The sequence below is a fragment of the Lysobacter panacisoli genome, assembly GCF_009765165.1.
Taxonomy (GTDB): Bacteria; Pseudomonadota; Gammaproteobacteria; order Xanthomonadales; family Xanthomonadaceae; genus Lysobacter_J; species Lysobacter_J panacisoli.
Window position 1 is genome coordinate 3,034,578 of sequence record NZ_VLNU01000001.1, and the last position, 24,094, is coordinate 3,058,671.

The following is a 24,094-nucleotide window of genomic DNA, read 5'->3' on the forward strand; positions in this document are numbered from 1 at the left end:
CGGGGCCGGCGATGCAGCTCGGTCCCACGCTCGATACGCCGCGCCTGATCCTGCGCCCGCCGCAGGCGGAGGATTTCGAGGCTTGGGCGGCGTTCAAGGCCGATGAGGAAGCGGTGCGCCATATCGGTGGCGTCGAGCCGCGCGCGGTCGCGTGGCGCAGCTTCGCGGCGATGATCGGCGTGTGGCACCTCAAGGGCTTCGCGATGTTCTCGGTGATCGAGAAGGCGAGTGGCGAATGGATCGGCCGCGTCGGTCCGTGGCAGCCGGAAGGCTGGCCGGGCACCGAGGTGGGCTGGAGCATCGTGCGCGACCGCTGGGGCCGTGGTTATGGACCCGAAGCGGCGGTCGCGACGATCGACTGGGCGTTCGACACGCTGGGCTGGAGCGAAGTGATCCACACCATCGCCCCGGAGAACGCGAACTCGAAGGCGGTCGCCGCCAAACTCGGTTCGCGCCTGCTGCGCATGGGCCGTCTGCCGGCGCCGTACGACACGAAGGACATCGAAATCTGGGGCCAGTCGCGGGAGCAATGGCTCGCGCGACGGGCACGCGACATGGATGCAAGACAGGAGCGCGCATGATCACCGTCTATGGTTATTCCTGTTCCGGCAATTGCCACAAGCTGCGCCTGCTGCTCACGCAACTGAAGCGCGAGTTCAAGTGGGTCGAGATCGACAGCACGGTCGGTGAGACCCGCACGCCGGAGTACCTGGCCAAGAATCCGAACGGCAAGGTGCCGTTGATCGAACTCGAAGACCGTCGCGTGATGACCGAGTCGAACGCGATCCTGTGCTGGCTCGCCGAAGGCACGCCGTTCTGGGCCGGCGATTCGTGGCAACGCGCGCAGGTACTGAGCTGGCTGTTCTTCGAGCAGTACAGCCACGAGCCCTACATCGCCGTGGCGCGTTCCATCCGGGGCTGGACGCCGCTGGATTCGCCGCGCCGCGCGTCGCTGCCGCAACTGCGCGAACGCGGCAACCAGGCGCTGGCGGTAATGGAGGAGCACCTCAAGGACAACCCGTGGTTCAGCGGCGACGCCTATGGCATCGGCGACATCGCGCTGTTCGCCTATACCAGCGTCGCCGACGAAGGCGGCTTCGATCTCTCCGCATATCCGGGCGTGCATGCCTGGCTGGAACGCGTGCGGCAGACGCCGGATTTCGTCGCCATGCCGCCGCCGCCGGTCGAGGCCGCCTCGCGCCTCGCGCTGCCGGATTGACGACGCACCCATCGACTCACACCGATCGGGCCTCGCGCCCGACGACAGACCGGAACAGAACCCCCGCATGTCCGTGATCCCCAATCCGATTCCCGCGCGCATGAAAGGCCTCAACCGGGCCGAGATCTGCGACGTCAACTTCAGCGAATTCGTGAAGGCCTGGAACGGCCGCGCCGATGCGCGTCCCGCACCGGGCGATGCGATCCTCGACGGCAGCGCGCTCGATGCGCGCGGTTTCCGTGAGTTGTTCGAATCGCAGCTGATCAGCCGCCATCTCGATCTGATGGCGCGCGTGCTGCGCGTGCAGAACAAGGTCTTCTACACCATCGGTTCCAGCGGCCACGAAGGCAACGCGATGGTCGCGCGCCTGACGCGCCACACCGATCCGGCGTTCCTGCATTACCGCTCCGGCGGTTTCATGGCCGAACGCTTCCGCAAGCTGCCGGCGACCGCGGGCAAGAAGCTGGATCCGATCATGGATTCGGCGCTGAGCTTCGCCGCGAGCAAGGACGACCCGGCATCGGGCGGACGCCACAAGGTGTGGGGCAGCAAGCCGTTGTGGGTGCTGCCGCAGACGTCGACCATCGCCTCGCACCTGCCCAAGGCGCTGGGCACGGCTGTCGCGATCGAGGCGGGCAAGCGCCTCGGCCATGCGCTGCCGATCCCCGACGACAGCATCGCGATCTGCTCCTTCGGCGACGCGTCGGCCAACCACGCCACCGCGCAGACCGCGTTCAATGCAGCGGCCTGGACCGCTTACCAGAAGCTGCCCGCGCCGGTGCTGTTCGTGTGCGAGGACAACGGCATCGGCATCTCGGTGAAGACGCCGGGCGGCTGGATCGGCAACCGCTTCCGCAACATGGACGGGCTGGATTACTTCGCCGCCGACGGTCTCGATCTCGCGTCCGGTTATGCCGACGTGCAGCGCGCGGTCGAGCACTGCCGCAACACGCGCCGGCCGACGTTCCTGCACCTCAAGACCACCCGCATCATGGGTCACGCCGGCACCGACTTCGAGATCGAATGGCGTTCGATCGAGGAACTGTGCGCGGTGGAAGCGACCGATCCGCTGCTGCGCTCGGCCGCGATCGCGCTGGAATCGGGGCTGATGTCGAAGGACGAAGTGCTCGAGCTGTACGAAGCGACGCGGAAGAAGTGCTTCGCCGCGGCGGAGGAAGCCGACCGTCGTCCCAAGCTCGACAAGCTCGCCGACGTGATCGCACCGCTGGCGCCGTACACGCCGGACAAGGTGCAGGCCGAAGCGCGCCGCGCCGATTTCGCGCAGAAGCGACTGGACGTGTTCGGTGGCGAGGCGAAGCTGCCGGAGAACCAGCCGCCGCGCCACCTCGCGATCCAGATCAACAACGCGCTTCACGACCTGTTCGCCAAGTATCCCGAGACGCTGTTGTTCGGTGAGGACGTGGCGCAGAAGGGCGGCGTGTACACCGTGACCAAGGGCCTGCAGAAGGCATTCGGTCCGCGCCGCGTGTTCAACACACTGCTCGACGAGACGATGATCCTGGGCATGGCACAGGGCTTCGCCAACGTCGGCCTGCTGCCCATTCCCGAAATCCAGTACCTGGCGTATTTCCACAACGCCTGCGACCAGATCCGCGGCGAAGCGGCCAGCCTGCAGTTCTTCAGCAACAACCAGTACGCGAACCCGATGGTCGTGCGCATCGCCGGCCTGGGCTACCAGCGCGGTTTCGGCGGCCACTTCCACAACGACAACTCGATCACCGCGTTGCGCGACATCCCGGGGCTGGTGGTCGGTTGCCCGTCGCGCGGCGACGATGCTGCGACGATGCTGCGCACGCTCACCGCGCTGGCGAAGGTCGACGGCCGCGTCAGCGTGTTCCTCGAGCCGATCGCGCTGTACATGACCAAGGATCTGTACGAGCCCGGCGACGGCCAGTGGCTGACGACGTATCCGAAGCCCGACGAAGCGATGGTGCTGGGCGAAGGCCGCGTCTACGGCGAAGGCAACGACGATCTGGTGATCTTCACCTACGGCAATGGCGTGCCGATGAGCCTGCGTGCCGCGCGTGCCATCGAGAAGAAGCACGGCTGGAAGGCGCGCGTGGTCGATCTGCGCTGGCTGGTGCCGCTCAACGAGGACTACATCCGCGAGCAGGCCCGCACCGCCAAGCGCCTGCTGATCGTCGACGAAGGTCGCCACAGCGCCGGTGTGGGCGAGGGCGTGCTCACCGCGATCGCGGAAGGCGGGCTTTTCAAGGGCACGCACGGCGCGCGTCCGTTCCAGCGCGTGGTCGGCGTCGATACGTACACGCCGCTCGCTGGCGCGGCGTTCCTGGTCATTCCGTCCGACGACGACATCGTCGCGGCGGCCGACCGCCTGGCCTGACCCCGGCAGGCGCGCCCTTCAGCGCGCCAGGCCGTCCAGCAGGGGGCGTTCGCGCGCTTCGCAGTCGCCGATGCGCAGCGCCGATGCGTCGCGCTCCAGCGGCAGCACGGCGAGCGCGAGCGCCTTCACGCCTTCGACGCCCGACGCGATCACCTTGCCCAGCGCGACCGGCCCGGCGCTGACGTCGACGCCGGCCTCGACGGGTTGGTCGAGTTCCAGCAACGCGAGGCCGCGCTTGGCCTGACCGAGGAAATGCGTGCGCGCGACGATTTCCTGGCCCGGATAGCAGCCCTTCTTCACGCTGAATCCACGCAGCCGGTCGAGCGACAGCTGCTGCGGGGTCCAGTGTTCGACCTGCGAGGCGGGCAGGCGGGGCAGGCCGTGGAGGAGATCCTGCGCGTGCCAGCGCGCGGCGGCGTCGGCATCGGTGTGAAGAGACGTGGCGGCGCCGATGAGGAGCGTGCGCGGGCCGCCGTCGCCACTGAGGTCGAGTTCGATCGTCGAGGTCTCGTCGCCGTCAAAGTCAGCGCCGCGAGCGCGCGCAGGGGCGATGAACCGGCCGGAAACCTGCAGGTCCGTCCGTACCTCCAGCGCGACCTTGGCGCGGAAGACGAAGCGCTGCAGCGCAGCGACCACCGCCAACGCGTCGGCGTCGGGCAGGAGCAGCCAGATCGTCTCATCGGACAGCTTCAGCAAAGCGAACAGCGCGACCACACGGCCCTTGGGCGTCAGCCAGCCGCTCCATTGCCACTGGCCGGGCTCGATCAGGGCCACGTCGTTCATGAACTGCGCCTGCGCAAAAGCCGCCGCATCGCGTCCTCGCAACGCGATCACACGGTGGCCGGGCAGGGCGAAAACCGCGTCCGGCGCGGTCTGCGGGTTGTCATGCATGGGGGGCGGGAATTAACATTCAGCGCCGTGATGATAGGCCAAACCACTCCCGTCGCCGCCCCCGAGGCGCCCCAGACACCGGAGCCGCCGCCTTCCGCGGGCGACACCCAGGCGAAGGAGTTCGGCGGACGCGAAGGCCCTGACCCGACCCGTTACGGCGATTGGGAAAAGAACGGCCGCTGCATCGACTTCTGACGCCTCATCGTCCCACGCTCCATCCGCCTTCCCGCCACGCGGCCCCGCCGCCCAGCCGAGAGACCGCCACGCTCATGGCGCATCGCGAACGTCCCCTGTCACCGCATCTCCAGGTCTATCGCTGGCAGGTGCAGATGATGACCTCCATCATCCACCGCGCCACCGGCATCATCCTGGTCGTCGGCAGCCTCATCATCGCCTGGGGCCTGCTCGCGCTGGCCGCGGGTCCCGAAGCGTGGAACGGTTTCACCTCGTTCACCCGCTCGGCGTTCGGTTTCCTGATCCTGTTCGGCTGGAGCTGGGCCCTGTCGTTCCACCTGATCAACGGCATCCGCCATCTGGTCCAGGACGCGGGTTACGCCTACAAGATCGAAGCCTTCGTCCGTAACAGCTGGATCTCGATCTTCGGCAGCCTCGCGCTGACCGTGCTGATCTGGGTCGTGGCGATGATGCAGCGGGGTGGCGCATGAGCCTGAACAAGCCCCGCCTGCGCAATCCGCTGAAGAACGCCCGCGGCCTCGGCTCGGCGAAGGACGGCACCGGTCATTTCATCTACCAGCGCATCACCGCGATCGCGCTGGTGTTCCTGTCGATCTACGTGGTCGGCCTGATCGTCTCGCTGATCGGCGACGACTACGCCAGCGTGCACGCGAGCGTCGCGCATCCGTGCAACGCGATCCTGCTGGTGGCCTTCAGCATCGCGATGTTCTGGCACGCCAAGCTCGGCGTGCAGGTGATCATCGAAGACTACGTGCACACGCCGTTCTACGCGGCGACGCTGCACCTGCTGAACATTTTCGTCTGCGCTCTCGCGGCCATCGCCAGCGTGCTCGCCGTCGTCCGCATCGCGCTGGGAGCCTGAGCCGTGCCCGCTTACAAGATCCACGAACACACCTTCGACATGGTGGTGGTCGGCGCCGGCGGCGCCGGCCTGCGCGCCACCTTCGGCCTGGCCCAGAAGGGCCTGAAGACGGCCTGCATCACCAAGGTCTTCCCGACGCGTTCGCACACCGTGGCCGCGCAGGGCGGCGTCGCCGCGGCGCTGGCCAACATGGGCGAGGACGACTGGCGCTACCACTTCTTCGATACCGTCAAGGGTTCGGACTGGCTGGGCGACCAGGACGCGATCGAATACATGTGCCGTGAGGCCATCCCGGCCATCATCGAGCTGGAACACTACGGCGTTCCGTTCTCGCGCACCGAGGACGGCAAGATCTACCAGCGTCCGTTCGGCGGCATGACCACGCGCTACGGCGAAGGTCCGCCGGCGCAGCGCACCTGCGCCGCGGCCGATCGCACCGGCCACGCGATCCTGCACACGCTGTACCAGCAGTCGCTCGCGCACGACGCGCAGTTCTTCATCGAGTATTTCGCGCTCGACCTGATCATGGACGAGCACGGCGCCTGCCGCGGCGTGCTCGCGCTCGACATGGCCGAGGGCACGCTGCACCTGTTCAAGGCGCAGGGCACGGTGCTGGCGACCGGCGGCTACGGCCGCGCGTACTTCTCCGCGACCTCCGCCCATACCTGCACCGGCGACGGCGGCGGCATGGTGCTGCGCGCCGGCCTGGCGATGCAGGACATGGAGTTCGTGCAGTTCCACCCGACCGGCATCTACGGCGCCGGCTGCCTCATCACCGAAGGCGTCCGCGGCGAAGGCGGCATCCTGCGCAACAGCAACGGCGAGCGCTTCATGGAGCGCTACGCGCCGAGCGTGAAGGACCTCGCCCCGCGCGACATGGTCAGCCGTGCGATGACGATGGAAATCCGCGAAGGCCGCGGCGTCGGCGAGCACAAGGACCACATCCTGCTCGACCTGACGCACCTCGGTCCGGAAGTGATCCACGAGAAGCTGCCGGGCATCGCCGAGTCGGCGCGCATTTTCGCCAACGTGGACGTCGAGAAGCAGCCGATCCCGGTGATCCCGACCGTGCACTACAACATGGGCGGCATCCCGACCAACTACCACGGCGAAGTGGTGCAGCTGCGCAACGGCAACCCGGACGAAGTCGTGCCGGGCCTGTATGCGATCGGCGAAGCCGCGTGCGTGTCCGTGCACGGCGCCAACCGCCTGGGTTCCAACTCGCTGCTCGACCTGGTCGTGTTCGGCCGCGCCGTCGCCAACCGCGCGGCGGATACGGTCAAGCCCGACGGCAAGCAGGCCAAGCTCGCCTCCGACGCCTGCGACCAGGCGCTGGCGCGACTGGACAAGCTGCGCAATGCCAACGGCGGCACGCCGACCGCGGTCATCCGCGACAAGATGCAGCGCACGATGCAGGCCGACGCCGCCGTGTTCCGCACCGGCGAGACGCTGTCCGACGGCGTGAGGAAGATGCGCGAGATCCACGCGTCGTTCGCCGACGTGAAGGTCGCCGACCGCTCGCTGATCTGGAATTCCGACCTGATCGAGACCTACGAGCTGTCGAACCTGCTCGGCCAGGCGCTCGCCACGATCGTCTCGGCGGAGAACCGCACCGAGTCGCGTGGCGCGCACGCCCGCGAGGACTTCCCGGACCGCGACGACGCCAACTGGCAGAAGCACACCCTGTGCTCGGTCAGCGACAGCGGCGAGACCGCCATCGACTACCGCCCGGTGCACATGTACACGTTGACCGACGACGTGTCCGTTGTGCCGCCGAAGAAGCGCGTCTACTGACCGGAGCGAGCACACCGTGGCCGAATTCACCCTCCCGAAGAACTCGCAGATCCAGAAGGGCCGGCACTGGCCGGCAGCGGGCGCCAAGCAACCGCGCACCTTCAAGGTCTACCGCTGGAACCCCGACGACGGCATGAACCCGCGCGTGGACACCTACGAGGTGGACCTCGCCGCGTGCGGTCCGATGGTTCTGGACGCGCTGATCAAGATCAAGAACGAGATCGACCCGACGCTGACGTTCCGTCGCTCGTGCCGCGAAGGCATCTGCGGTTCGTGCGCGATGAACATCGACGGCACCAACACGCTGGCCTGCACCAAGGCGATCAGCGACTGCGACAAGGGCGAAGTGCCGATCTACCCGCTGCCGCACATGCCGGTGGTGAAGGATCTGGTGCCGGACCTGACCCACTTCTACGCGCAGTACGCGTCGATCAAGCCGTGGCTGCGCACGCAGAGCCCGTCGCCGTCCGACCGCGAACGTCTGCAGTCGCCGGAAGACCGCAAGAAGCTCGACGGCCTGTACGAGTGCATCCTGTGCGCGTGCTGCTCGACCAGCTGCCCGAGCTACTGGTGGAACGGCGACCGCTACCTCGGTCCGGCGATCCTGCTGCAGGCCTACCGCTGGATCGTCGACTCGCGCGACGAGGACACGGGTAGCCGCCTGGACGACCTCGAGGATCCGTTCAAGCTGTACCGCTGCCACACCATCATGAACTGCGCCCGCACCTGCCCGAAGGGCCTGAACCCGGCGCAGGCGATCGGCGAGATCAAGAAGCTGATGCTGGCACGCCGCGCCTGAGTCGCGCGGTCGCGATGGACCACCGGAAGGGCGCACGCGAGTGCGCCCCTTCTTTTTCAGGGCGACTTTCCAGGAGCGATATGGACACCAAGCAGGTTTTCCTCCCCGCGCTGGCGATGGTCGCGCTGACGCTCGTGGTCTGGATCCGGATGTACGTGGTCCGCATCGGCGAGATGCGGCGCGAGCGCATCCATCCGCAGTCGATCGCGACCTCCGCGCAGATCGCTCAGCGCCTGGCCGACACGCGCGCTTCGGACAACTTCCGCAACCTGTTCGAACTGCCGGTGCTGTTCTACGCCGCGCTGGCCGCCGCGGCGCTGACCGGGCAGGCGACGACCGCGGTGCTGTCGCTGGCGTGGCTGTTCGTCGCGCTGCGCGTGCTGCACAGCCTGATCCAGTGCGGCTACAACAAGGTCATGCATCGCTTCTGGATCTACATCGCCGGCGCACTGGTGCTGTGGACGCTGTGGGGCGTGATCGCGACCGGATGGTGGACGCGATGAGCGAGGAAATCGAACGCGAGCTGCGTCGCCTGCGCTGGCGCTGCCGTCGCGGCATGCGCGAACTCGACCAGTTGTTCGAGCGTTATCTCGACCGTGCATGGCGGCAAGCTTCCGATGCCGAACACGCGGTTTTCCTACGTTTGCTCGAAATCGAAGACGATAAGCTCTGGCACTGGTTCATGGGGAACGACACTCCGACCGATGCCGAACTCGCTGCGCTCGTCGAACGCATCCGCGCCCTGCCGCCTTGAGTGGCGGCCGTCGCGCTGGCTGATCGTGGCGCTGTTCGCGCTCGGCATCCTCGCCGCGCTAGCCGTGTTGACCTGCGAGATGCCAATGCCCTGTGCGATACCGCTGGCGATCGGTGCGATCGGGCAGGGGATCTGGTCCGCGCGGCGAGAGGCGCGGCGTCCCCGATACTGGCTGGTCATCGCACCGACGGGCCAGGCCACGCTGGACGGACAGGCCCTCGCCGCCTGGAGCGTGCAATGGCGTGGGCCGCTGGCGTTCCTCCGCTACCGCGAGGCGAGCGGGCAGCGAGGACGCCTGTGCTGGTGGCCGGACACGCTGCCGTCCCCGGCGCGTCGTGAACTGCGGCTGGCCGTTCCGGTCCAAGGCGATGCGCGTTCACATGCTTCGATGGCATCCTAGCCCGCTATGTTCAAACCCATCCCCGTCGCCATCGGCCTGCGCTACCTGCGCGCCAAACGCCGAAATGGCTTCATCTCCTTCATTTCCCTGGCCTCCATCGCGGGCATCGCCCTCGGCGTGACCGCGCTGATCACCACGCTGGCGGTGATGAGCGGGTTCCAGCGCGAGATCCGCGACCGCATGCTGCAGATGGCCGCCCACGCCACGGTCAGCGCTTACGGCGAGCCGTTGACCGACTGGCAACAGGCGGTCGACAAGGCGCTGACCGACAAGCGCGTTGCCGGCGCGGCGCCCTACATCGAGAAGGAAGCGCTGCTGTCCGGCGCGCGCAACCAGCCGGCGATGGTGCGCGGCGTGCTGCCCGACCAGGAGGGCCACGTCTCGGTGCTGGCCGACAAGATGGTCCTTGGCAAGCTCGACTCGCTTTCGCCCGGCAGCTTCAACATCGTGCTTGGCAAGGAGCTGGCGATGTGGCTGGGCGTCGGTGTCGGCGACAGCGTGGTGATGACCACCACCGACTTCCGCAGCACCCCGCTGGGCGCGGTGCCGCAGCTCAAGCGCTTCACTGTCACCGGCCTCTTCGAAGCCGGCTACAACGATTTCGACAAGGGCCTGGCCGTCACCAACATGCACGACATGCAGCGCCTGCTGCGCATGGGCGATGGCGTGACCGGCGTGCGCCTGCGCCTGCACGACATGGACCAGTCCTGGGACGTCGCACGCGATCTGGCGGTTTCGCTGGGCGGGCCGTTCCGGGTCAGCGACTGGACCAGCGAGAACGCCAACATGTTCCGCGCGCTGAAGATGGAAAAGACCATCATGGCGATCCTGCTGTCGCTGATCATCGCGATGGGCGCGTTCAACCTGGTCAGTTCGCAGGTCATGCTGGTGACCGACAAGCAGGCCGACATCGCGATCCTGCGCACGCTTGGCCTCACGCCACGTGGCGTGATGCAGGTGTTCGTCGTGCAGGGCACGCTGATCGGCATCATCGGCACCGTGCTCGGTGTGATCGGCGGCATCGTGCTGACGCTCAACCTCGAACACATCCTCAAGGCGATCGAAGCCGTGCTCAGCGTGCAGCTGATGCCGGAGGACGTCTACTACATCACCGGCCTGCCGACCGACCTGCAACCCAGCGACGTGATCATCATCGCCGCCGTGGCACTGGCGATGGCGTTCATGGCCACCATCTATCCCGCCTGGCGCGCCGCGCGTACGGCCCCGGCGGAGGCGCTGCGCTATGAGTGAGGCCGTGATGCAACCGCAGAAGCACCAGGGCGAAGCGCTCCGAGCCGAAGGCCTCGCCATGACCTACGCCGAGGGCAAGCTGCGCACGCCCGTGTTCGACGGCATCGACCTGTCGGTGCACTCGGGCGAGACGGTCGCCATCCTCGGCGCGTCGGGCGCCGGCAAGAGCACACTGCTGCACCTGCTCGGCGGCCTCGACACGCCGACCGCGGGCGAGGTGTTCGTTGCCGGGCAGAAGATGAGTTCGCTCTCGGACAGTGCGCGCGGCGCGCTGCGCAACAAGGCCCTGGGCTTCGTCTACCAGTTCCACCACCTGCTGCCCGAGTTCACCGCGCTGGAGAACGTGATGCTGCCGGTACTGCTGTCGGGCGCGCACGTACCCGACGCATTGAAGCGCGCCAAGGTGCTGCTTGAAGCCGTGGGCCTGGGGCATCGCCTCGAACACAAGCCCGGCGAGCTCTCCGGTGGCGAGCGCCAGCGTGCCGCCGTCGCGCGCGCGCTGGTCAATCGCCCGGCCTGCGTGCTCGGCGACGAGCCCACCGGCAACCTCGACGAGAAGACCGCCAGCACCGTCTTCGAGCTGATGCTCGCGCTCAACCACGAACAGCAGACCAGCCTGGTGCTGGTGACGCACGATCGTCGCCTCGCGCGCCGCCTCGACCGCGTACTGGAGCTGCACGAAGGCAAACTGCGCCAGTTGCGACCCGACGAGGTCTGACGGTGCAACCAGCGGCACGGACGCCGCTCCTCGGAATCCCCACAGCATTCGCGTTGCTGGCCGGCGTCTGCGTCTGCCTGTGGTCACCGTGGCTGGCACCGTGGCCGGTCTCGCTGGCGATACTGGCGATTGCATTGCTGTTGCTTGCTCGCGGCGTGATTCGCGCGAATCGCGCCGCGCTGGTCGTGGGCTGGCTGCTCGTCGGGATGGGCCTTGCCGGCCTGCACGCGGCCTATGCCTTGTCGCGGCAATTGCCGTCGTTCCCGTTGCGGAAAGACGCCGTGATCACCGGACGCATCGTCTCATTGCCGCAGCACGAGCCACGTCGTACGGCCTTCCTGTTTCGCGTTGACGACGATGCGCGCGATGCACGCCTGCGCGGACGCGAGCTACGGTTGGCGTGGTACGACGAGGAGGGTGCGATCCGCCGCACCTTGCGCGCCGGCGAGCGCTGGCGCTTTGACGTACGACTGCGCGCGCCGCGCGGTCTGCGCAATCCGGGCGGCAGCGATGCCGAGCAGTACGCGATGGCACAGCGCATTGCGGCGACGGGTTACGTGCGCAATCCCGCGTCGGCGCGACGACTGGCCGCTGCCACCGGCATCGATGCCTGGCGTGACGAACAGTCGGGGCGGATAGCGGCAGGCGCCGAACGACCTTCCGTCCGCTTCGTGCAGGCGCTGGCGCTGGGCGATGTGCGCGCACTCGACGACGAGGACTGGACGACGCTGCGCGCGAACGGCCTCACCCACCTGATCGCGATTTCCGGCTTCCATGTAGGTCTGGTCGCCGGCTGCTTCGCGTGGCTGACACGCGCGTTGTGGTGGCTGTTTCCCTCGTTCGCGCGACGAATGCCGGCGCCGGTCGCCGCCGCCATCGCGGGAGCCGTCGGTGCGGCGATCTACACGGCGGTCGCCGGCTTCGCGCTGCTAACGGTGCGCACGGCGCTGATGATCGCCATCGTCGCGGCGGTACGCGCCTCGCGCCATTCGCTGCGGATCGCGGACGGCCTGGCGCTGGCCGTGTTCGCAGTGTTGCTCGTCGATCCGCTGTCGGTGCTCGGGGCAGGCTTCTGGCTGAGCTTCGCCGGCGTGGCCTGGCTGCTGTGGTGCCTCCCGGACGGACGCGGCCAGCCCGTGCGCCAGTTCCTGTCGGCGCAGGGCGTGGCGATGCTGGGTCTGCTGCCGTTGAGCGCGCTCCTGTTCGGACAGGCCTCGCTGGCGGGCCCCCTGGCGAACCTCGCCGCGGTGCCGTGGTGGAGTCTCGTCGTCGTGCCGTTGTCGTTGCTGGGACTCGCGCTGGAAACGGCGCGCGACGGCGCGGGAGTGTGGGCGTGGCAGGCGGCTGCGTGGTGTTTCGATGTGAGCTGGCCGCTGTTTCAGCGCCTGGCGAGCAGCCCGCTGTCGCTGTGGTGGTTGCCGGAGCCGCGCTGGTTCGCCCTGCCTCTGGCGTTGGTGGGGGCGTTCTGGCTGCTGTTGCCGCGCGGCGTGCCGGGCAAGGCCTGCGCCGCGCTGCTGTGGCTGCCGTTGCTGTGGCCCGATCGCCACCTGCCGCGAACCGGTGAGGCCGAGCTGCTGGTCGTCGACGTGGGGCAGGGCTTGTCGGTGGTGGTGCGGACGGCGCGGCACGCGCTGCTGTTCGACATGGGACCGGCGGTGCCGGAGGGCTTCGATGCCGGCGAACGCGCCGTCGTGCCCGCGCTGCATGCGCTCGGAGTGGGGCGGCTCGACCGCGCGGTGGTCAGCCACACCGACAACGACCATGTCGGCGGGCTGGAGGCGGTGAGGGCGGCGTTCCCGCTCGCGACCGTTCTGGCGCCGGACGGCGCGCCGCTGCTGGCGAGCACGCCCTGCCGCGCGGGAGAGGACTGGACGTGGGACGGGGTCCGGCTCCGCTTCCTGCATCCGCCCGCAGACTTCCCGTACCTGAGCAATGAATCCAGCTGCGTGCTGCGTGTCGAGGCGGCCGGCCGCGCGGTCCTACTGACCGGCGACATCGGCGAGGTCGTGGAGCGCCGCCTGCTGCGGCATCGGCCCGAAGACGTCCGCGCCGACGTGGTGCTGGTCGCGCACCACGGCAGCGGCGGCTCGTCCGATCCCGGATTCGTCGCCGCGACCGGCGCCCGGGCCGCGCTGGTGTCCGCCGGCCACGGCAACCGTTTCGGCCATCCGCGGCCCGAAGTCGTCCACCGCTGGGCCGCCTCGGGCGCGCAGGTCCACGACACGGCGCGTGAAGGCGCGCTGCGGGTCCGGCTCGGCCGCGACGGTGTGACGGTCGAAGCGCGACGTCAGGCACAACCGCGGCTCTGGGATGCCACGCAGCGCGGGGACCGGCGTGCGGCTGGGCTATCCTATCGGCCTGATTGATACGGCCTGAGGCCGGAGGTTTGCGTGCTGGAACTGGTCAAGGCCGGCGGTTGGCCGATGATTCCGCTGTTGTTGCTGTCGGTGCTGGCGCTGACCCTGGTCGTCGAGCGCGCCTGGACGCTGCGGCGCAGCGCGGTCCTGCCGCCCAACCTGGGCAAGGAAGTGCGCACCTGGGCCGGCAGCGGCAAGCTCGACCCGTCCCACATCGAGTCCCTGCGCCGCACCTCGCCGCTGGGCGAGCTGCTGGCCGCCGCGCTCGACGTGCGCCACCGTCCGCGCGACCAGATCCGCGAGCGCATCGAGGACGTCGGCCGCCATCTGGTCCACAAGATGGAGCGCTACCTCAACACCCTGGGCACCATCGCCGCGGCCGGTCCGCTGCTGGGCCTGTTCGGCACCGTCGTCGGCATGATCCAGATGTTCCTGGGCATCCTCGACCACGGTATCGGCGACGTGAACCAGCTTGCCGGCGGCATCGGCAAGGCGCTGGTGTGCACCGCGGCCGGCATGATCGTCGCGATCCCCGCGCTGATCGCGCACCGCTGGTTCCGCGGCCGCATCGCCGAGTACATCGTGTCGATGGAGCACGAGGCGATCGCGCTGATGGACACGCTCGACACGCGCCCGGCCGCCGCCGCGCGCACGCCGCAGGCCGCGTGAGGCGACCTGCACGATGCGTATCCGCGACCACCGCAGCGATGACGAACCGGACATCAACCTGGTTCCGCTGATCGACGTCATCCTGGTGCTGATCATCTTCTTCGTCGTCACCGCCACCTTCGACGCACGTTCGGTGCTCAAGCTGGAACTGCCGCGCGCCACCGGCGAGCCGGCCAGCGATCCGGCCAAGGCCCTGATCGTGCTGGTGAACGCCGAAGGCCGTTATTTCGTCGACGACCGCGAAGTGCTGCGCAGCGACGTCGAATCGCTCAAGAGCACCATCAGCGAAGTCGCCGGCACCGACCGCGACCGCCCGGTGATGCTGCGCGCCGACGCGCGCACGCCGTACCAGGCGGTGGTCACGGTCTACGACGCGCTCGGCCAGCTTGGCTTCCGCAAGGTGATGAACGCGACCGCGCCGCAGACGCGCGAAGCGGCGGAGTCTGCGAAGTGAGCGACGAAGTGTCGCCCTGGGTTACCTACCGCCGCCTGCTGCACTTCGTCGCGCCGTATCGGGGCGTGCTGCTGATTGCGTTGGTGGGCATGTTGATCGAAGCGGGTGCCGCCGGTGCGTTCGCGAAGTTGATGAACCCGATGGTCGACGAGACCTTCGTCAGCCGCAATGCGAGCGTGAAAGTGCTGTTGCCGCTGACCATCATCGGCATCTTCATCGTGCGCGGCATCGCCGGCTACATCACCGACACCTTCATGGCACGCGCCGGGCGCAGCATCGCGCGCGACCTTCGTGTGCAGGTGCTGGGCAAGTACCTGCGCCTGCCTGGCCTGCGCTTCGACACCGAACCGGTGTCGTCGATGCTCACGCGCCTGGGCTCGGACAGCGACCAGGTCGCGCAGGCCGCCATCGACGCTGCCAAGGTGATGCTGCAGCAGGCGTTGCAGGTCATCGCCATGCTCGGCGTGATGCTCTACACGAGCTGGCGCGTCACACTGGCGGTGCTGCTGCTGGGCCCGCTGCTGGCCTGGACAATGGATAAGGTCGGGCGTCGCTATCGGCGCATCGGCCATCGCATCCAGGAGAGCGGCGCGCAGCTGCTGCAATCGGCCGACCAGGCGCTGTCGAACCACCAGGAAGTGAAGGTCTATGGCGCGCAGTCGACCGAGCTGACGCGCTACACCGGCCAGGCCAACCACCACCTGCGCCTGAGCCTGAAGGTCGAATCCACACGCAGCATTTCCTCGGCGATGGTGCAGCTGATGGGCGCGATTGGCCTTGCGCTGCTGCTGTTCTTCGCTGGGCGTGAAGCCACGCAGGGGCGCCTGACTGCCGGCGAGTTCGTCAGCCTCATGGTTGCGATGCTGGCGATCATCCCCGCGCTGAAGCAGCTCACCAACGTGCAGGGCATGCTGCAGCGTGGCGTGGCTTCGGCCGAACGCCTGTTCGACGTGCTCGACGCACCGGACGAAATCGACACCGGCACGCGCCCGCTGGAGCGCGCGCAGGGCCTGCTGGAATTCCGCGACGTTACCGCGCGGTATCCGGGCCAGGCCGAGCCGGCGCTGTCCGACATCAGTTTCGTGGCGCGTCCCGGCACGGTGACCGCGATCATCGGCCGCTCCGGCAGCGGCAAGTCGACGCTGATCAAGCTGATTCCGCGCTTCTACGACATCGAACAGGGTGAGATCCTGCTCGACGGCCATCCGCTGCAGGAGTACGGCCTGTCCGACCTGCGCCGGCAGATCGCGCTTGTCGGCCAGCAGGTGATGCTCTTCGACGGCACCGTCGCCGCCAACGTCGCCTACGGCGAGATGCAGGCCGCGACGCCCGACGCACTCGATCGCGCGGTGCGCGGCGCAAATGCGATGGAGTTCGTCGAACGCCTGCCGCAGGGTGTCGATACCGACATCGGCACCAAGGGCGGTCGCCTCTCCGGCGGCCAGCGCCAGCGTCTCGCCATCGCGCGTGCGATGTTGAAGGACGCGCCGATCCTGATCCTCGACGAAGCGACCGCCGCGCTCGATACCGAGTCCGAACGACTCGTGCAGGACGCGCTGGACCACCTGATGCCCAACCGCACGACACTGGTGATCGCGCATCGCCTGTCGACGATCGAACACGCCGATCAGGTGCTGGTGCTCGACAAGGGCCGCATCGTCGAACGCGGCACGCACGCGCAGCTGCTCGCGCTCGATGGGCTGTACGCGCACCTGCACCGCATGCAATTCCGCGAGGGCGAATGAGCAAGACAGGCGTGCAACCGCCGGCATTCTGGTACGGCGATGCGCGGGTTCCGCTGAGCGCACGGTTGCTGTCGGCGCTCTACGGGTCGGTCACCGGCCTGCGTCGCAGCGCTTACCTGAAGGGCTGGTTCAAGCGCCACCATCCGGGCGTTCCGGTGATCGTGGTCGGCAACATCACCGCCGGCGGCGCGGGCAAGACACCGCTGACCATCGCGCTGGTTGAACGACTGCGCGCCGAAGGCTGGCATCCCGGCGTCGCCACTCGCGGTTACGGCCGCGAAGACGCGTCCGCCGCGCTGTGGGTGGACGCCCGTACCGACGCCGCGCGCGGCGGCGATGAGCCGGTGTTGATCGCGCATCGCACCGGTGCGCCGGTGCGCGTGGACCGCGATCGCGCGGCCGCCGCGAAGGCGCTGGTCGAGGCTGGTTGCGACCTCGTCATCTGCGACGACGGCCTGCAGCACTACAGGCTTGAGCGCGACATCGAAATCGAAGTCGTCGACGGCCGACGTCGCTATGGCAATGCCCAGCTGCTGCCGGCCGGTCCGCTGCGCGAGCTGCCCGAACGCGGTGCACGCTGCGATTTCCGCGTTGTGAACGTCGGTTCCGGCGCGCCCGGCAACGGCGACACCGGTTTCGGCGAGTGGCCGATGCGACTGCTTGGCGATTCCGCCGACCCGATGATCGGCGGACGCGCGCGCCGGCTCGGTTCGTTCTCGGGCCAGCGCGTGCATGCCGTCGCCGGCATCGGCGATCCGGAACGTTTCTTCGCGATGCTGCGCGATTACGGTATCGCGGTCGTGCCGCACGCGTTCGCCGACCACCACCAGTACCGTGCCGAGGACTTCGAGTTCGGCAGTCGCGAACTGCCGGTGCTGATGACCGAGAAGGACGCCGTGAAGTGCGCCGCGTTCGCCGACGAACGCCACTTCAGCGTGCCGGTGCGCGCCGACCTGCCGGAGGCATTCTGGGTCGCGCTGCTGGATCGCGTGGCCGCGCGTGCGCGCCAGTACCGCGACCACAAGGAGAAGGGCGCATGAGCGCATCCGAACGCCTGGATTTCGTCGTCGCCATTCCCGCGCGCCACGCCGCCACGCGCCTGCCGGGCAAGCCGTTGCGCCTGCTTGCCGGTGAGCCGCTGGTGCTGCACGTCGCCCGTCGCGCGCTGAAGGCCGGCGCGCGCGAAGTGTGGGTGGCCGCCGACGACGAACGGATCGCGGCCGCGCTCGAAGGCGCCGGCGTGCGCGTGGCGATGACCTCGCCGGACCACGCGTCGGGTACGGATCGCCTCGCCGAATGCGCGCGTATCGCCGGCTGGAGCGACGACACCGTCGTCGTGAACCTGCAGGGTGACGAGCCCTTCGCGCCCGCATCCGGTATCCGCGCGGTCGCCGCGCTGATGCATGCGGGGGAGGCGGAGATGGCGACGCTCGCTGCTCCCGTCGAGGACGTCGAAACGCTGCTCGACCCGAACGCAGTGAAGCTAGTGCGCGCCGACAACGGCCACGCGCTGTACTTCAGCCGTGCGCCGATCCCGTGGCCGCGCGACGCGTTCGCACGCGATCGCAGCCGCATGCCGGCCGATGGCGAATGGCTGCGGCACATCGGCATCTATGGCTACCGCGTCGGCTTCCTGCAGCGTTTCGCGGCGCTCCCGCCGGGACGGCTGGAACGCATCGAATCGCTGGAACAGCTGCGCGTGCTCGAAGCCGGCCATCGCATCGCGGTGGGTATCACGCCGGAACCGTTCCCGCCGGGCGTGGACACCCCCGAGGACCTCGCCCGCGCCGAAGCGTGGATCGCGGCCGGGCATGGCTGAACCGGTTCGGCTGCTGATCGTCTGCCTGGGCAACATCTGCCGCTCGCCGGTCGCCGAGGGCGTGATGCGCGCGCGCATCGCCACCTCGACGCTGGCCGGTCGCATCGAGCTGGATTCGGCCGGCACCGGCGACTGGCACATCGGCGAGCCGCCGGACCGGCGCGCTATCGCCAATGCGGCGGAACATGGCGTCGATATCGCCGGCCTTCGCGCACGCCAGCTGGCGCTGTCCGACTACCACGATTTCGATTGGCTGCTCTGCGCCGATCGCGCCAATCTGCGCGACGTCCGCGCGCGTGCGCCCGGAGGTGCGCGCGCGGGCAGTGCGCTGCTGCTGGACTGGTCCGGGCTGGCGCACGAGGGCGAAGTGCCCGATCCGTACACCGGCGGGCCGGCGCAGTTCGAGCACGTCTTCCAGTTGCTGGACCGGGCCGCCGACGGCGTGATCGCGCGACTGCGCCGCGAGTACCCGTTCCTGACGCGCTAACGACCGTCCTGGGCACGCCGCGAGCGGTTGCCCTGCCGCATAATCGGCCCCATACCTGAGCCGATGCTCGCGACCGCAACGCCCGCCACCGCCATGCTTCCCACTCCGGTGTCCGCAGGAGTCGCCCGTTCATGAGTCATGCCGTCCCGGCGGCCTTCGACGGCAAGGCCTTCGTCAAGAACCTCAGCACCGCGCCCGGCGTCTACCGGATGATCGCGGTGGACGAGAGCGTGCTCTACGTCGGCAAGGCCGGCGTGCTGAAGAACCGCGTTTCCAGCTATTTCAACGCCACGCCGAAGTCGGCGCGGATCATGGCCATGCTCGCGCAGACCGCGCGCATGGAAGTCACGGTCACGCGCACCGAGGCCGAGGCTCTGATCCTGGAAAACCAGCTGATCAAGTCGCTCAAGCCGCGCTACAACGTGCTGCTTCGCGACGACAAGAGCTATCCCTACGTGCTGATGACGCAGGAAGCGTGGCCGCGCATCGCCATGCATCGCGGCCCGCGCGCGATCCCGGGCCGCTACTTCGGCCCGTATGCCAGCGTCGGCGCCGTGCGCGACACGCTCAACCTGATGCACAAGCTGTTCAAGCTGCGCAGCTGCGAGGACAGCGTGTTCCGCAACCGCTCGCGGCCGTGCCTGCAGCACCAGATCGGCCGCTGCAGCGCGCCGTGCGTGGGCATGGTGCCGGCGCGCGATTACGCCGAAAGCGTGCGTCGCGCGGGCCTGTTCCTGGACGGCCGCAGCGACGAACTCAGCGACGAGCTGCTGAAGTCGATGGAAGCGGCAAGCGTGCGCCTCGACTTCGAAGAAGCCGCGCGCCTGCGCGATCTCGTCGCTTCGATCCGCAGCCTGCAGGCGCGCCAGTACGTCGACGGCCGTGCCGCCGACCTGGACGTGCTCGCGATCGCGATGCAGGGCGTCGCCGCGTGCGTACTGCTGCTGGCGTTCCGCGATGGTCGCAACCTCGGCACGCGCGCATTCTTCCCGAAGACCAACGGCAGCGAGAACGCCGAGGAAGTGCTCGCCGCGTTCGTCTCGCAGTATTACGGCGAACAGACGCCGCCGGGCGAGATCGTGCTGGATCGCGACATTCCCGATCGCGAACTCATCGAACATGCGCTGTCCAGCACCGGCGAGCGCCGCGTTCAGATCAAATGCAACGTGCGCGGCGAGCGCGCCGGTTATGTCGACCTGGCGCGCCGCAACGCCGAACTGTCGCTGTCGGCCGAGCGCACCAGCCATGCCGCCCAGCACGCGCGCGCCGAAGCGCTGCGCGAACTGCTCTCGATGCCGGCGCTGCCGTCGCGCATCGAATGCTTCGATATCAGCCACACGATGGGCGAGGCCACGGTCGCCTCGTGCGTGGTGTTCGACGCGGAAGGCCCGGTGCGCGGGCAGTACCGTCGCTACAACATCGCCGGCATCGAACCCGGCGACGACTACGCGGCCATGCACCAGGCGATCGAGCGCCGCTTCCGGCGCGCGGTCGAGGAGGGCGGGGTGATGCCCGACATCCTCCTGATCGACGGCGGCGCGGGGCAGGTGGCGCAGGCGCGCGCGGTGCTGGACGACCTCGGCGTGGAGGGCGTGGCCCTGGTCGGCGTGGCCAAGGGCCCTGAACGGCGCCCTGGCGACGAGGAACTGCTCCTTCCCGACGGCCGCAGCGTGCGCCCGGGCGCCGAGTCCCCGGCGCTGCAGCTGGTTCAGCAGGTCCGCGACGAAGCGCACCGTTTCGCCATCACCGGCCACCGTGGCCGGCGCCAGAAGGCGCGCAACACCAGCCGCCTGGAGGACATCGCCGGCATCGGGCCGCGCCGGCGCGCTAACCTGTTGCGGCATTTCGGCGGCCTCGGGGGCCTGAAGGCCGCCGGCATCGAGGAAATCGCCCGGGTGGACGGCATCAACGACGCCCTCGCCGAGCGCATCTATGCGACCCTGCACGGGCTGGACGTGCCCGAGCGACCCACCCCGGACATGGCAGAGCCCACCAGCGGCACGCGGAGCGAAGGATGAAGTTGACGGTACCGACCATGCTGACCCTGCTGCGGATCCTGCTGATCCCGGTGCTGGTCTTGGTGTTCTACCTGCCTTACAAGTGGACCAACTTCGCTGCCGCCTTCATCTTCGCGTTCGCGTCGATCACCGACTGGCTGGATGGCTGGATCGCGCGCCGCTACAACCAGTTCTCGGCGTTCGGCGCATTCCTCGATCCGGTCGCGGACAAGCTGATGGTCGCCATCGCGTTGCTGCTGACCGTGCAGAAGCATCCGACCGTGTGGATGGCGCTGTGGGCCGCGGTGATCATCGGCCGCGAAATCGCCGTGTCGGCGCTGCGCGAATGGATGGCGGAGTTGGGGCAGCGCGCCACGGTGAAGGTCGCCAGCATCGGCAAGTTCAAGACGATCGTGCAGATGGTCGCGCTGGTGTGCCTGCTGTACCAGGAACCGCTGTACGGACTGAACGTGTTCCTGATCGGTGAATGGCTGCTGGCTGCGGCGGCATTGCTGACGCTGTGGTCCGGATTCGCGTACCTGCGGGCTGCATGGCCCGCCTTGCGCGAAGACGCGCGTTCATAGACAATATTCACATCGCGAACGCACACGCGTTCGACGATCCGACCGGAGATGGCTCCCGGATCGGCCGGTTCGGAAAGCCCGGTGACGGGGCCTTCCACGGATTGAAAAGGGTGTTGACACTTTTCATTCCATGCCTAAAATGTCGCTTCCTCTGCGGGAATAGCTCAGTTGGTAGAGCACGACCTTGCCAAGGTCGGGGTCGCGAGTTCGAGTCTCGTTTCCCGCTCCATATTCGGACAAGGCCCCGTGATTCGGGGCCTTGTCGTTTCCGGACCCGGTGCATGAACCGGGTGGAAATGTGGAAGAATCCGGACACCGGATTCAACGTCACCGGCCTGGTGGCAGAGTGGTTATGCAGCGGACTGCAAATCCGCGTACGCCGGTTCAATTCCGACCCAGGCCTCCAGTTCCACGAAAAGCCCGACCGAAAGGTCGGGCTTTTTCTTTTTCTGCGTAGCGCACCGCGCAAGAGCGGCTCGCGTAAGCTAGCGCGCGTCGCTCCCCAGCCCGGATGGCGGAACGGGTAGACGCAGCGGACTTAAAATCCGCCGACCGCAAGGTCGTGCCGGTTCGATCCCGGCTCCGGGCACCAGTAGCAGCAAGAGTTCTCGCCCGCCGTGTGCAGCGGCGCTTGGGGATTGAGCGATCGCTAGGAGTGACCGCACTCCTACATCTTTGTCGTTGGGCTCGATGCGACCACGACATTGCATGGAGCGTGTTATGCGCCTGTCCGAACTCATTGAGCATCTTCGTACCGAACTCGCATTGGCTCGTAAGCCAGATGCGGATGCAAGGTTGTCACTGGAAGAATGCGAGTTGGAAATTGGGGTTGAAGTTGAGGAGCATGGTGACGGAGAACTTGAGCTCAAGGTTCTCGGAACCGGCGTGAAGGTAGGCGGGAGTGCGGCTCACGCAGCCTCGCACAAAGTCAGGGTGCGGTTTTCACCACTGCCAACCATGACCTTCAGTGAGCAACTTGCGACGCTCAAAAGCATGATTGAGATGATGAACAAGGAGAAGGTCTCACCGGAAATGGCTAGCACATTGATTGGCCAGTATTTTCCGAAGAGCCCAAACTATCTCAATTCCACGCTGCCAGGTCGCGGCCTCACCGATGGAGCATTTGGATTCAATCCGAAGCTTGGCGGAAAGAACGAATAGCGGAAAAATGGGGTCGATTCATCTACTGCTCTGCGAAGAGAGCCCCGCAATCAGGGGCTGGAAGCGTTGAGACGCGAACTGTCCGGGCGATTCAACAAGACGCCCTCGGCCACACGCTCGACGCCGAAGCCGGCCTGATGCCGCGCGGCGCTTTCCGCGCCGTGCGTGTCTCGAAAAGCCGCTCCCGAGCGGCTTTTCGCGTTTTCGGCGACGCTGCTTGCGCCGGCTTCGACGCTTTCCGCGCCGTCGCTGGCGAAAAAAGCGTCACCGCCGACGCTTTTCGGATTGCTGTTGTCCGAAAAAAGCGCCGCTGCCGACGCTTTCCGCGCCGCCGCTGCCGCTTCGCGCGCCATCGTTGGCGAAACAAGCCTCAGGGGCGACGCTTTTCGCGGCGAGGGGTGGCGAAAAAAAGTGTCACGGCCGACGCTTCAAGCGCCGCCGGAGGCGCATCGGACGCCGACGTTGGCGCTTGTTTCGACGCGTACGCTGCTTCCTGCGTGTGGAGCGCGCGCTCCAGCGCCATCCACGACGGGCCTATGCCCAGTTGATGGCGCTGTGCAGAGGCATTCGTCGAATCATGCTCATGGACCGATTCAATCCAAGCGCGATCCGTGCCCGACTCGCCGACTTCACCGCTACTTTCGACTCATCGAGCTGCCCATTGGCACGCTCTCCAGAAAGCCCTGCAACAACGCACTCCGATACTTGCGTCGATGCAGCACGAGGCTGAGTTGCCGTTTCAGGTTGAGGAAAGGCGTGCGCAGCACGACGAGGCGGCCGGCGCTTTGCGCATCGACGACGGAGACCGCTGGCAGCAGGGCCAGTCCAAGTCCCGCGATCACGGCTTGCTTGATCGATTCGCTCTGGTCGAGTTCCAGCACCGTCTCGCCAGCGGGCAGCGATGCGAGCGCGCGTTCGGCCTGCGTGCGCGTGGCCGAGCCGGCTTCGCGCAGGATCCATCGCGCGCCGGCGAAATCCGCCGGTTGCAGGCGGCGACGGCGGGCGAGGGGATGGCCGGGGGCGGCGCACACGCACAGCGTGTCGTCGCGCCAGCGCAGCAGTTCCAGGTCGGGATGCGCGGCGGGACCTTCGATGCAGCCGATGTCGAGCCGGTAGTCGAGCACGGCGGCGACGATCTCCGCGCTGTTGTCCACGCGCAGCTTCACCGCGACCTGCGGGTGCGCGGTCACGAACCGGCCGAGCAGGTCGCCGACAAGGTAGTTGCCGACGGTGTTGCTCGCGCCGACGTGCAGTTCGCCGACGAGCCGCTCGTCGCTGTCGGTCGCGCGCGCGGTGAGTTCGCGCATGCGTTCCAGCAGCTCCTGCGCCAACGGTAGCGTGCGTCGGCCGTGCGCATTCAACTGGAGTCGACGCTGTGTGCGGTCGAACAGCGGCGTGCCGAGCGAGCGTTCCAGTTCGGCCAGCGCCATGCTGGCCGCCGGCTGGGTGAGGTGCAGTTGTTCGGCGGCGGCGCGCACGGTGCCACCGACGGCGATGGCGACGAAGACTTCCAGCTGGCGTGGCGTGATCCCAATCATCAGCTGATCTTATCGGTAGGTTAAGAAGTTTCAAA

At 67.8% G+C, this 24,094-nt stretch carries 25 protein-coding genes, 3 tRNA genes and 1 pseudogene; 26 read left to right on the forward strand and 3 right to left on the reverse strand.

From position 1 onward, the window contains the following. The first annotated feature begins 11 nt into the window (after positions 1-11). The 3 genes from FOF45_RS14195 to FOF45_RS14205 all read left to right on the forward strand — a co-directional run bounded on the left by FOF45_RS14195 (position 12) and on the right by FOF45_RS14205 (position 3,584). Positions 12-581 (forward strand): GNAT family N-acetyltransferase, encoded by a 570-nt coding sequence (locus FOF45_RS14195; RefSeq protein WP_158985961.1) that lies wholly within the window; start codon positions 12-14, stop codon positions 579-581. Next, complete coding sequence (locus FOF45_RS14200; RefSeq protein ID WP_158985963.1) at positions 578-1,219, forward strand: glutathione S-transferase family protein; 642 nt, start codon at positions 578-580, stop codon at positions 1,217-1,219. Before FOF45_RS14195 ends, FOF45_RS14200 begins: the two co-directional genes overlap by 4 nt. Before the next feature lie 67 nt (positions 1,220-1,286). Beyond that, on the forward strand, positions 1,287-3,584 hold the full coding sequence (locus tag FOF45_RS14205; RefSeq protein ID WP_158985965.1) for a thiamine pyrophosphate-dependent enzyme: 2,298 nt from the start codon (positions 1,287-1,289) through the stop codon (positions 3,582-3,584). 18 nt (positions 3,585-3,602) lie between these two features. Here the strand turns inward: FOF45_RS14205 and ygfZ are convergent, their stop codons facing one another. Further along, complete coding sequence (gene ygfZ, locus FOF45_RS14210) at positions 3,603-4,475, reverse strand: CAF17-like 4Fe-4S cluster assembly/insertion protein YgfZ (RefSeq protein WP_158985967.1); 873 nt, start codon at positions 4,473-4,475, stop codon at positions 3,603-3,605. Positions 4,476-4,505: 30 nt separating this feature from the next. Here ygfZ and FOF45_RS14215 point away from each other — a divergent pair, with 30 nt between their 5' ends. The 23 genes and pseudogenes from FOF45_RS14215 (at position 4,506) to FOF45_RS14325 (ending at position 22,521) form a co-directional block, all read left to right on the forward strand. Continuing rightward, a complete protein-coding gene (locus FOF45_RS14215) occupies positions 4,506-4,670 on the forward strand; it encodes a DUF1674 domain-containing protein (RefSeq protein ID WP_158985969.1) in 165 nt (54 codons plus the stop codon). Positions 4,671-4,744: 74 nt separating this feature from the next. Next, on the forward strand, positions 4,745-5,140 hold the full coding sequence (gene sdhC / locus FOF45_RS14220; RefSeq protein ID WP_158985971.1) for a succinate dehydrogenase, cytochrome b556 subunit: 396 nt from the start codon (positions 4,745-4,747) through the stop codon (positions 5,138-5,140). After that, positions 5,137-5,532 carry a succinate dehydrogenase, hydrophobic membrane anchor protein gene (gene sdhD / locus FOF45_RS14225; protein WP_158985973.1) on the forward strand — a complete coding sequence of 132 codons (396 nt, stop codon included), beginning with the start codon at positions 5,137-5,139 and terminating at the stop codon, positions 5,530-5,532. Before sdhC ends, sdhD begins: the two co-directional genes overlap by 4 nt. Positions 5,533-5,535: 3 nt before the next feature. Then, a complete protein-coding gene (sdhA, locus tag FOF45_RS14230; protein WP_158985975.1) occupies positions 5,536-7,326 on the forward strand; it encodes a succinate dehydrogenase flavoprotein subunit in 1,791 nt (596 codons plus the stop codon). A 16-nt stretch (positions 7,327-7,342) separates the two neighbouring features. Then, positions 7,343-8,125 carry a succinate dehydrogenase iron-sulfur subunit gene (locus tag FOF45_RS14235; protein WP_158985977.1) on the forward strand — a complete coding sequence of 261 codons (783 nt, stop codon included), beginning with the start codon at positions 7,343-7,345 and terminating at the stop codon, positions 8,123-8,125. Positions 8,126-8,205: 80 nt separating this feature from the next. Beyond that, complete coding sequence (locus FOF45_RS14240) at positions 8,206-8,628, forward strand: MAPEG family protein (RefSeq protein WP_158985979.1); 423 nt, start codon at positions 8,206-8,208, stop codon at positions 8,626-8,628. Further along, the gene (locus FOF45_RS14245) at positions 8,625-8,879 is read left to right on the forward strand and encodes an FAD assembly factor SdhE (protein ID WP_158985981.1); all 255 of its coding nucleotides are present in this window, start codon (positions 8,625-8,627) and stop codon (positions 8,877-8,879) included. Before FOF45_RS14240 ends, FOF45_RS14245 begins: the two co-directional genes overlap by 4 nt. Continuing rightward, the gene (locus FOF45_RS14250) at positions 8,830-9,279 is read left to right on the forward strand and encodes a YgfX family protein (RefSeq protein WP_158985983.1); all 450 of its coding nucleotides are present in this window, start codon (positions 8,830-8,832) and stop codon (positions 9,277-9,279) included. The genes FOF45_RS14245 and FOF45_RS14250 overlap by 50 nt, the downstream gene beginning before the upstream one ends. A 6-nt stretch (positions 9,280-9,285) precedes the next feature. Then, positions 9,286-10,530, forward strand: a complete 1,245-nt coding sequence (locus FOF45_RS14255; RefSeq protein WP_158985985.1) for a lipoprotein-releasing ABC transporter permease subunit — start codon at positions 9,286-9,288, stop codon at positions 10,528-10,530. A gap of 7 nt (positions 10,531-10,537) precedes the next feature. Beyond that, entirely contained in the window at positions 10,538-11,248 is a 711-nt protein-coding gene (gene lolD, locus FOF45_RS14260) for a lipoprotein-releasing ABC transporter ATP-binding protein LolD (protein WP_425481934.1), read from the forward strand. 35 nt (positions 11,249-11,283) lie between these two features. Continuing rightward, positions 11,284-13,724, forward strand: a pseudogene (locus tag FOF45_RS14265) (DNA internalization-related competence protein ComEC/Rec2); the annotation flags it as partial. Beyond that, positions 13,639-14,274 (forward strand): MotA/TolQ/ExbB proton channel family protein, encoded by a 636-nt coding sequence (locus tag FOF45_RS14270; RefSeq protein WP_158985989.1) that lies wholly within the window; start codon positions 13,639-13,641, stop codon positions 14,272-14,274. The pseudogene FOF45_RS14265 and the gene FOF45_RS14270, both read left to right, overlap by 86 nt. Positions 14,275-14,287: 13 nt before the next feature. After that, positions 14,288-14,728, forward strand: a complete 441-nt coding sequence (locus FOF45_RS14275) for an ExbD/TolR family protein (protein WP_158985991.1) — start codon at positions 14,288-14,290, stop codon at positions 14,726-14,728. Continuing rightward, positions 14,725-16,473: a lipid A export permease/ATP-binding protein MsbA gene (gene msbA, locus FOF45_RS14280; protein ID WP_158985992.1), complete on the forward strand. Its 1,749-nt coding sequence runs from the start codon at positions 14,725-14,727 to the stop codon at positions 16,471-16,473. The genes FOF45_RS14275 and msbA overlap by 4 nt, the downstream gene beginning before the upstream one ends. Then, complete coding sequence (gene lpxK / locus FOF45_RS14285; protein WP_158985994.1) at positions 16,470-17,513, forward strand: tetraacyldisaccharide 4'-kinase; 1,044 nt, start codon at positions 16,470-16,472, stop codon at positions 17,511-17,513. Before msbA ends, lpxK begins: the two co-directional genes overlap by 4 nt. Next, entirely contained in the window at positions 17,510-18,292 is a 783-nt protein-coding gene (kdsB, locus tag FOF45_RS14290; RefSeq protein WP_158985996.1) for a 3-deoxy-manno-octulosonate cytidylyltransferase, read from the forward strand. Before lpxK ends, kdsB begins: the two co-directional genes overlap by 4 nt. Beyond that, on the forward strand, positions 18,285-18,779 hold the full coding sequence (locus tag FOF45_RS14295; protein ID WP_158985998.1) for a low molecular weight protein-tyrosine-phosphatase: 495 nt from the start codon (positions 18,285-18,287) through the stop codon (positions 18,777-18,779). Before kdsB ends, FOF45_RS14295 begins: the two co-directional genes overlap by 8 nt. Positions 18,780-18,910: 131 nt before the next feature. Continuing rightward, positions 18,911-20,797: an excinuclease ABC subunit UvrC gene (uvrC, locus tag FOF45_RS14300; protein WP_158986000.1), complete on the forward strand. Its 1,887-nt coding sequence runs from the start codon at positions 18,911-18,913 to the stop codon at positions 20,795-20,797. Continuing rightward, positions 20,794-21,360 (forward strand): CDP-diacylglycerol--glycerol-3-phosphate 3-phosphatidyltransferase, encoded by a 567-nt coding sequence (pgsA, locus tag FOF45_RS14305; protein WP_158986002.1) that lies wholly within the window; start codon positions 20,794-20,796, stop codon positions 21,358-21,360. The genes uvrC and pgsA overlap by 4 nt, the downstream gene beginning before the upstream one ends. Before the next feature lie 153 nt (positions 21,361-21,513). After that, positions 21,514-21,589 (forward strand) — tRNA-Gly (locus FOF45_RS14310). Between the two features lie 103 nt (positions 21,590-21,692). Further along, positions 21,693-21,766 (forward strand) — tRNA-Cys (locus tag FOF45_RS14315). Between the two features lie 99 nt (positions 21,767-21,865). Further along, positions 21,866-21,952: transfer RNA gene (locus tag FOF45_RS14320), tRNA-Leu, on the forward strand. A 128-nt stretch (positions 21,953-22,080) separates the two neighbouring features. Next, positions 22,081-22,521: a trypco2 family protein gene (locus tag FOF45_RS14325; RefSeq protein ID WP_158986004.1), complete on the forward strand. Its 441-nt coding sequence runs from the start codon at positions 22,081-22,083 to the stop codon at positions 22,519-22,521. A 50-nt stretch (positions 22,522-22,571) separates the two neighbouring features. Here FOF45_RS14325 and FOF45_RS14330 read toward each other — a convergent pair whose 3' ends face one another. Beyond that, positions 22,572-22,874, reverse strand: coding sequence for a hypothetical protein (locus FOF45_RS14330; protein ID WP_158986006.1), 303 nt, complete (start codon positions 22,872-22,874; stop codon positions 22,572-22,574). Positions 22,875-23,156: 282 nt separating this feature from the next. Then, on the reverse strand, positions 23,157-24,059 hold the full coding sequence (locus tag FOF45_RS14335) for a LysR substrate-binding domain-containing protein (RefSeq protein ID WP_158986008.1): 903 nt from the start codon (positions 24,057-24,059) through the stop codon (positions 23,157-23,159). Positions 24,060-24,094 lie beyond the last annotated feature (35 nt).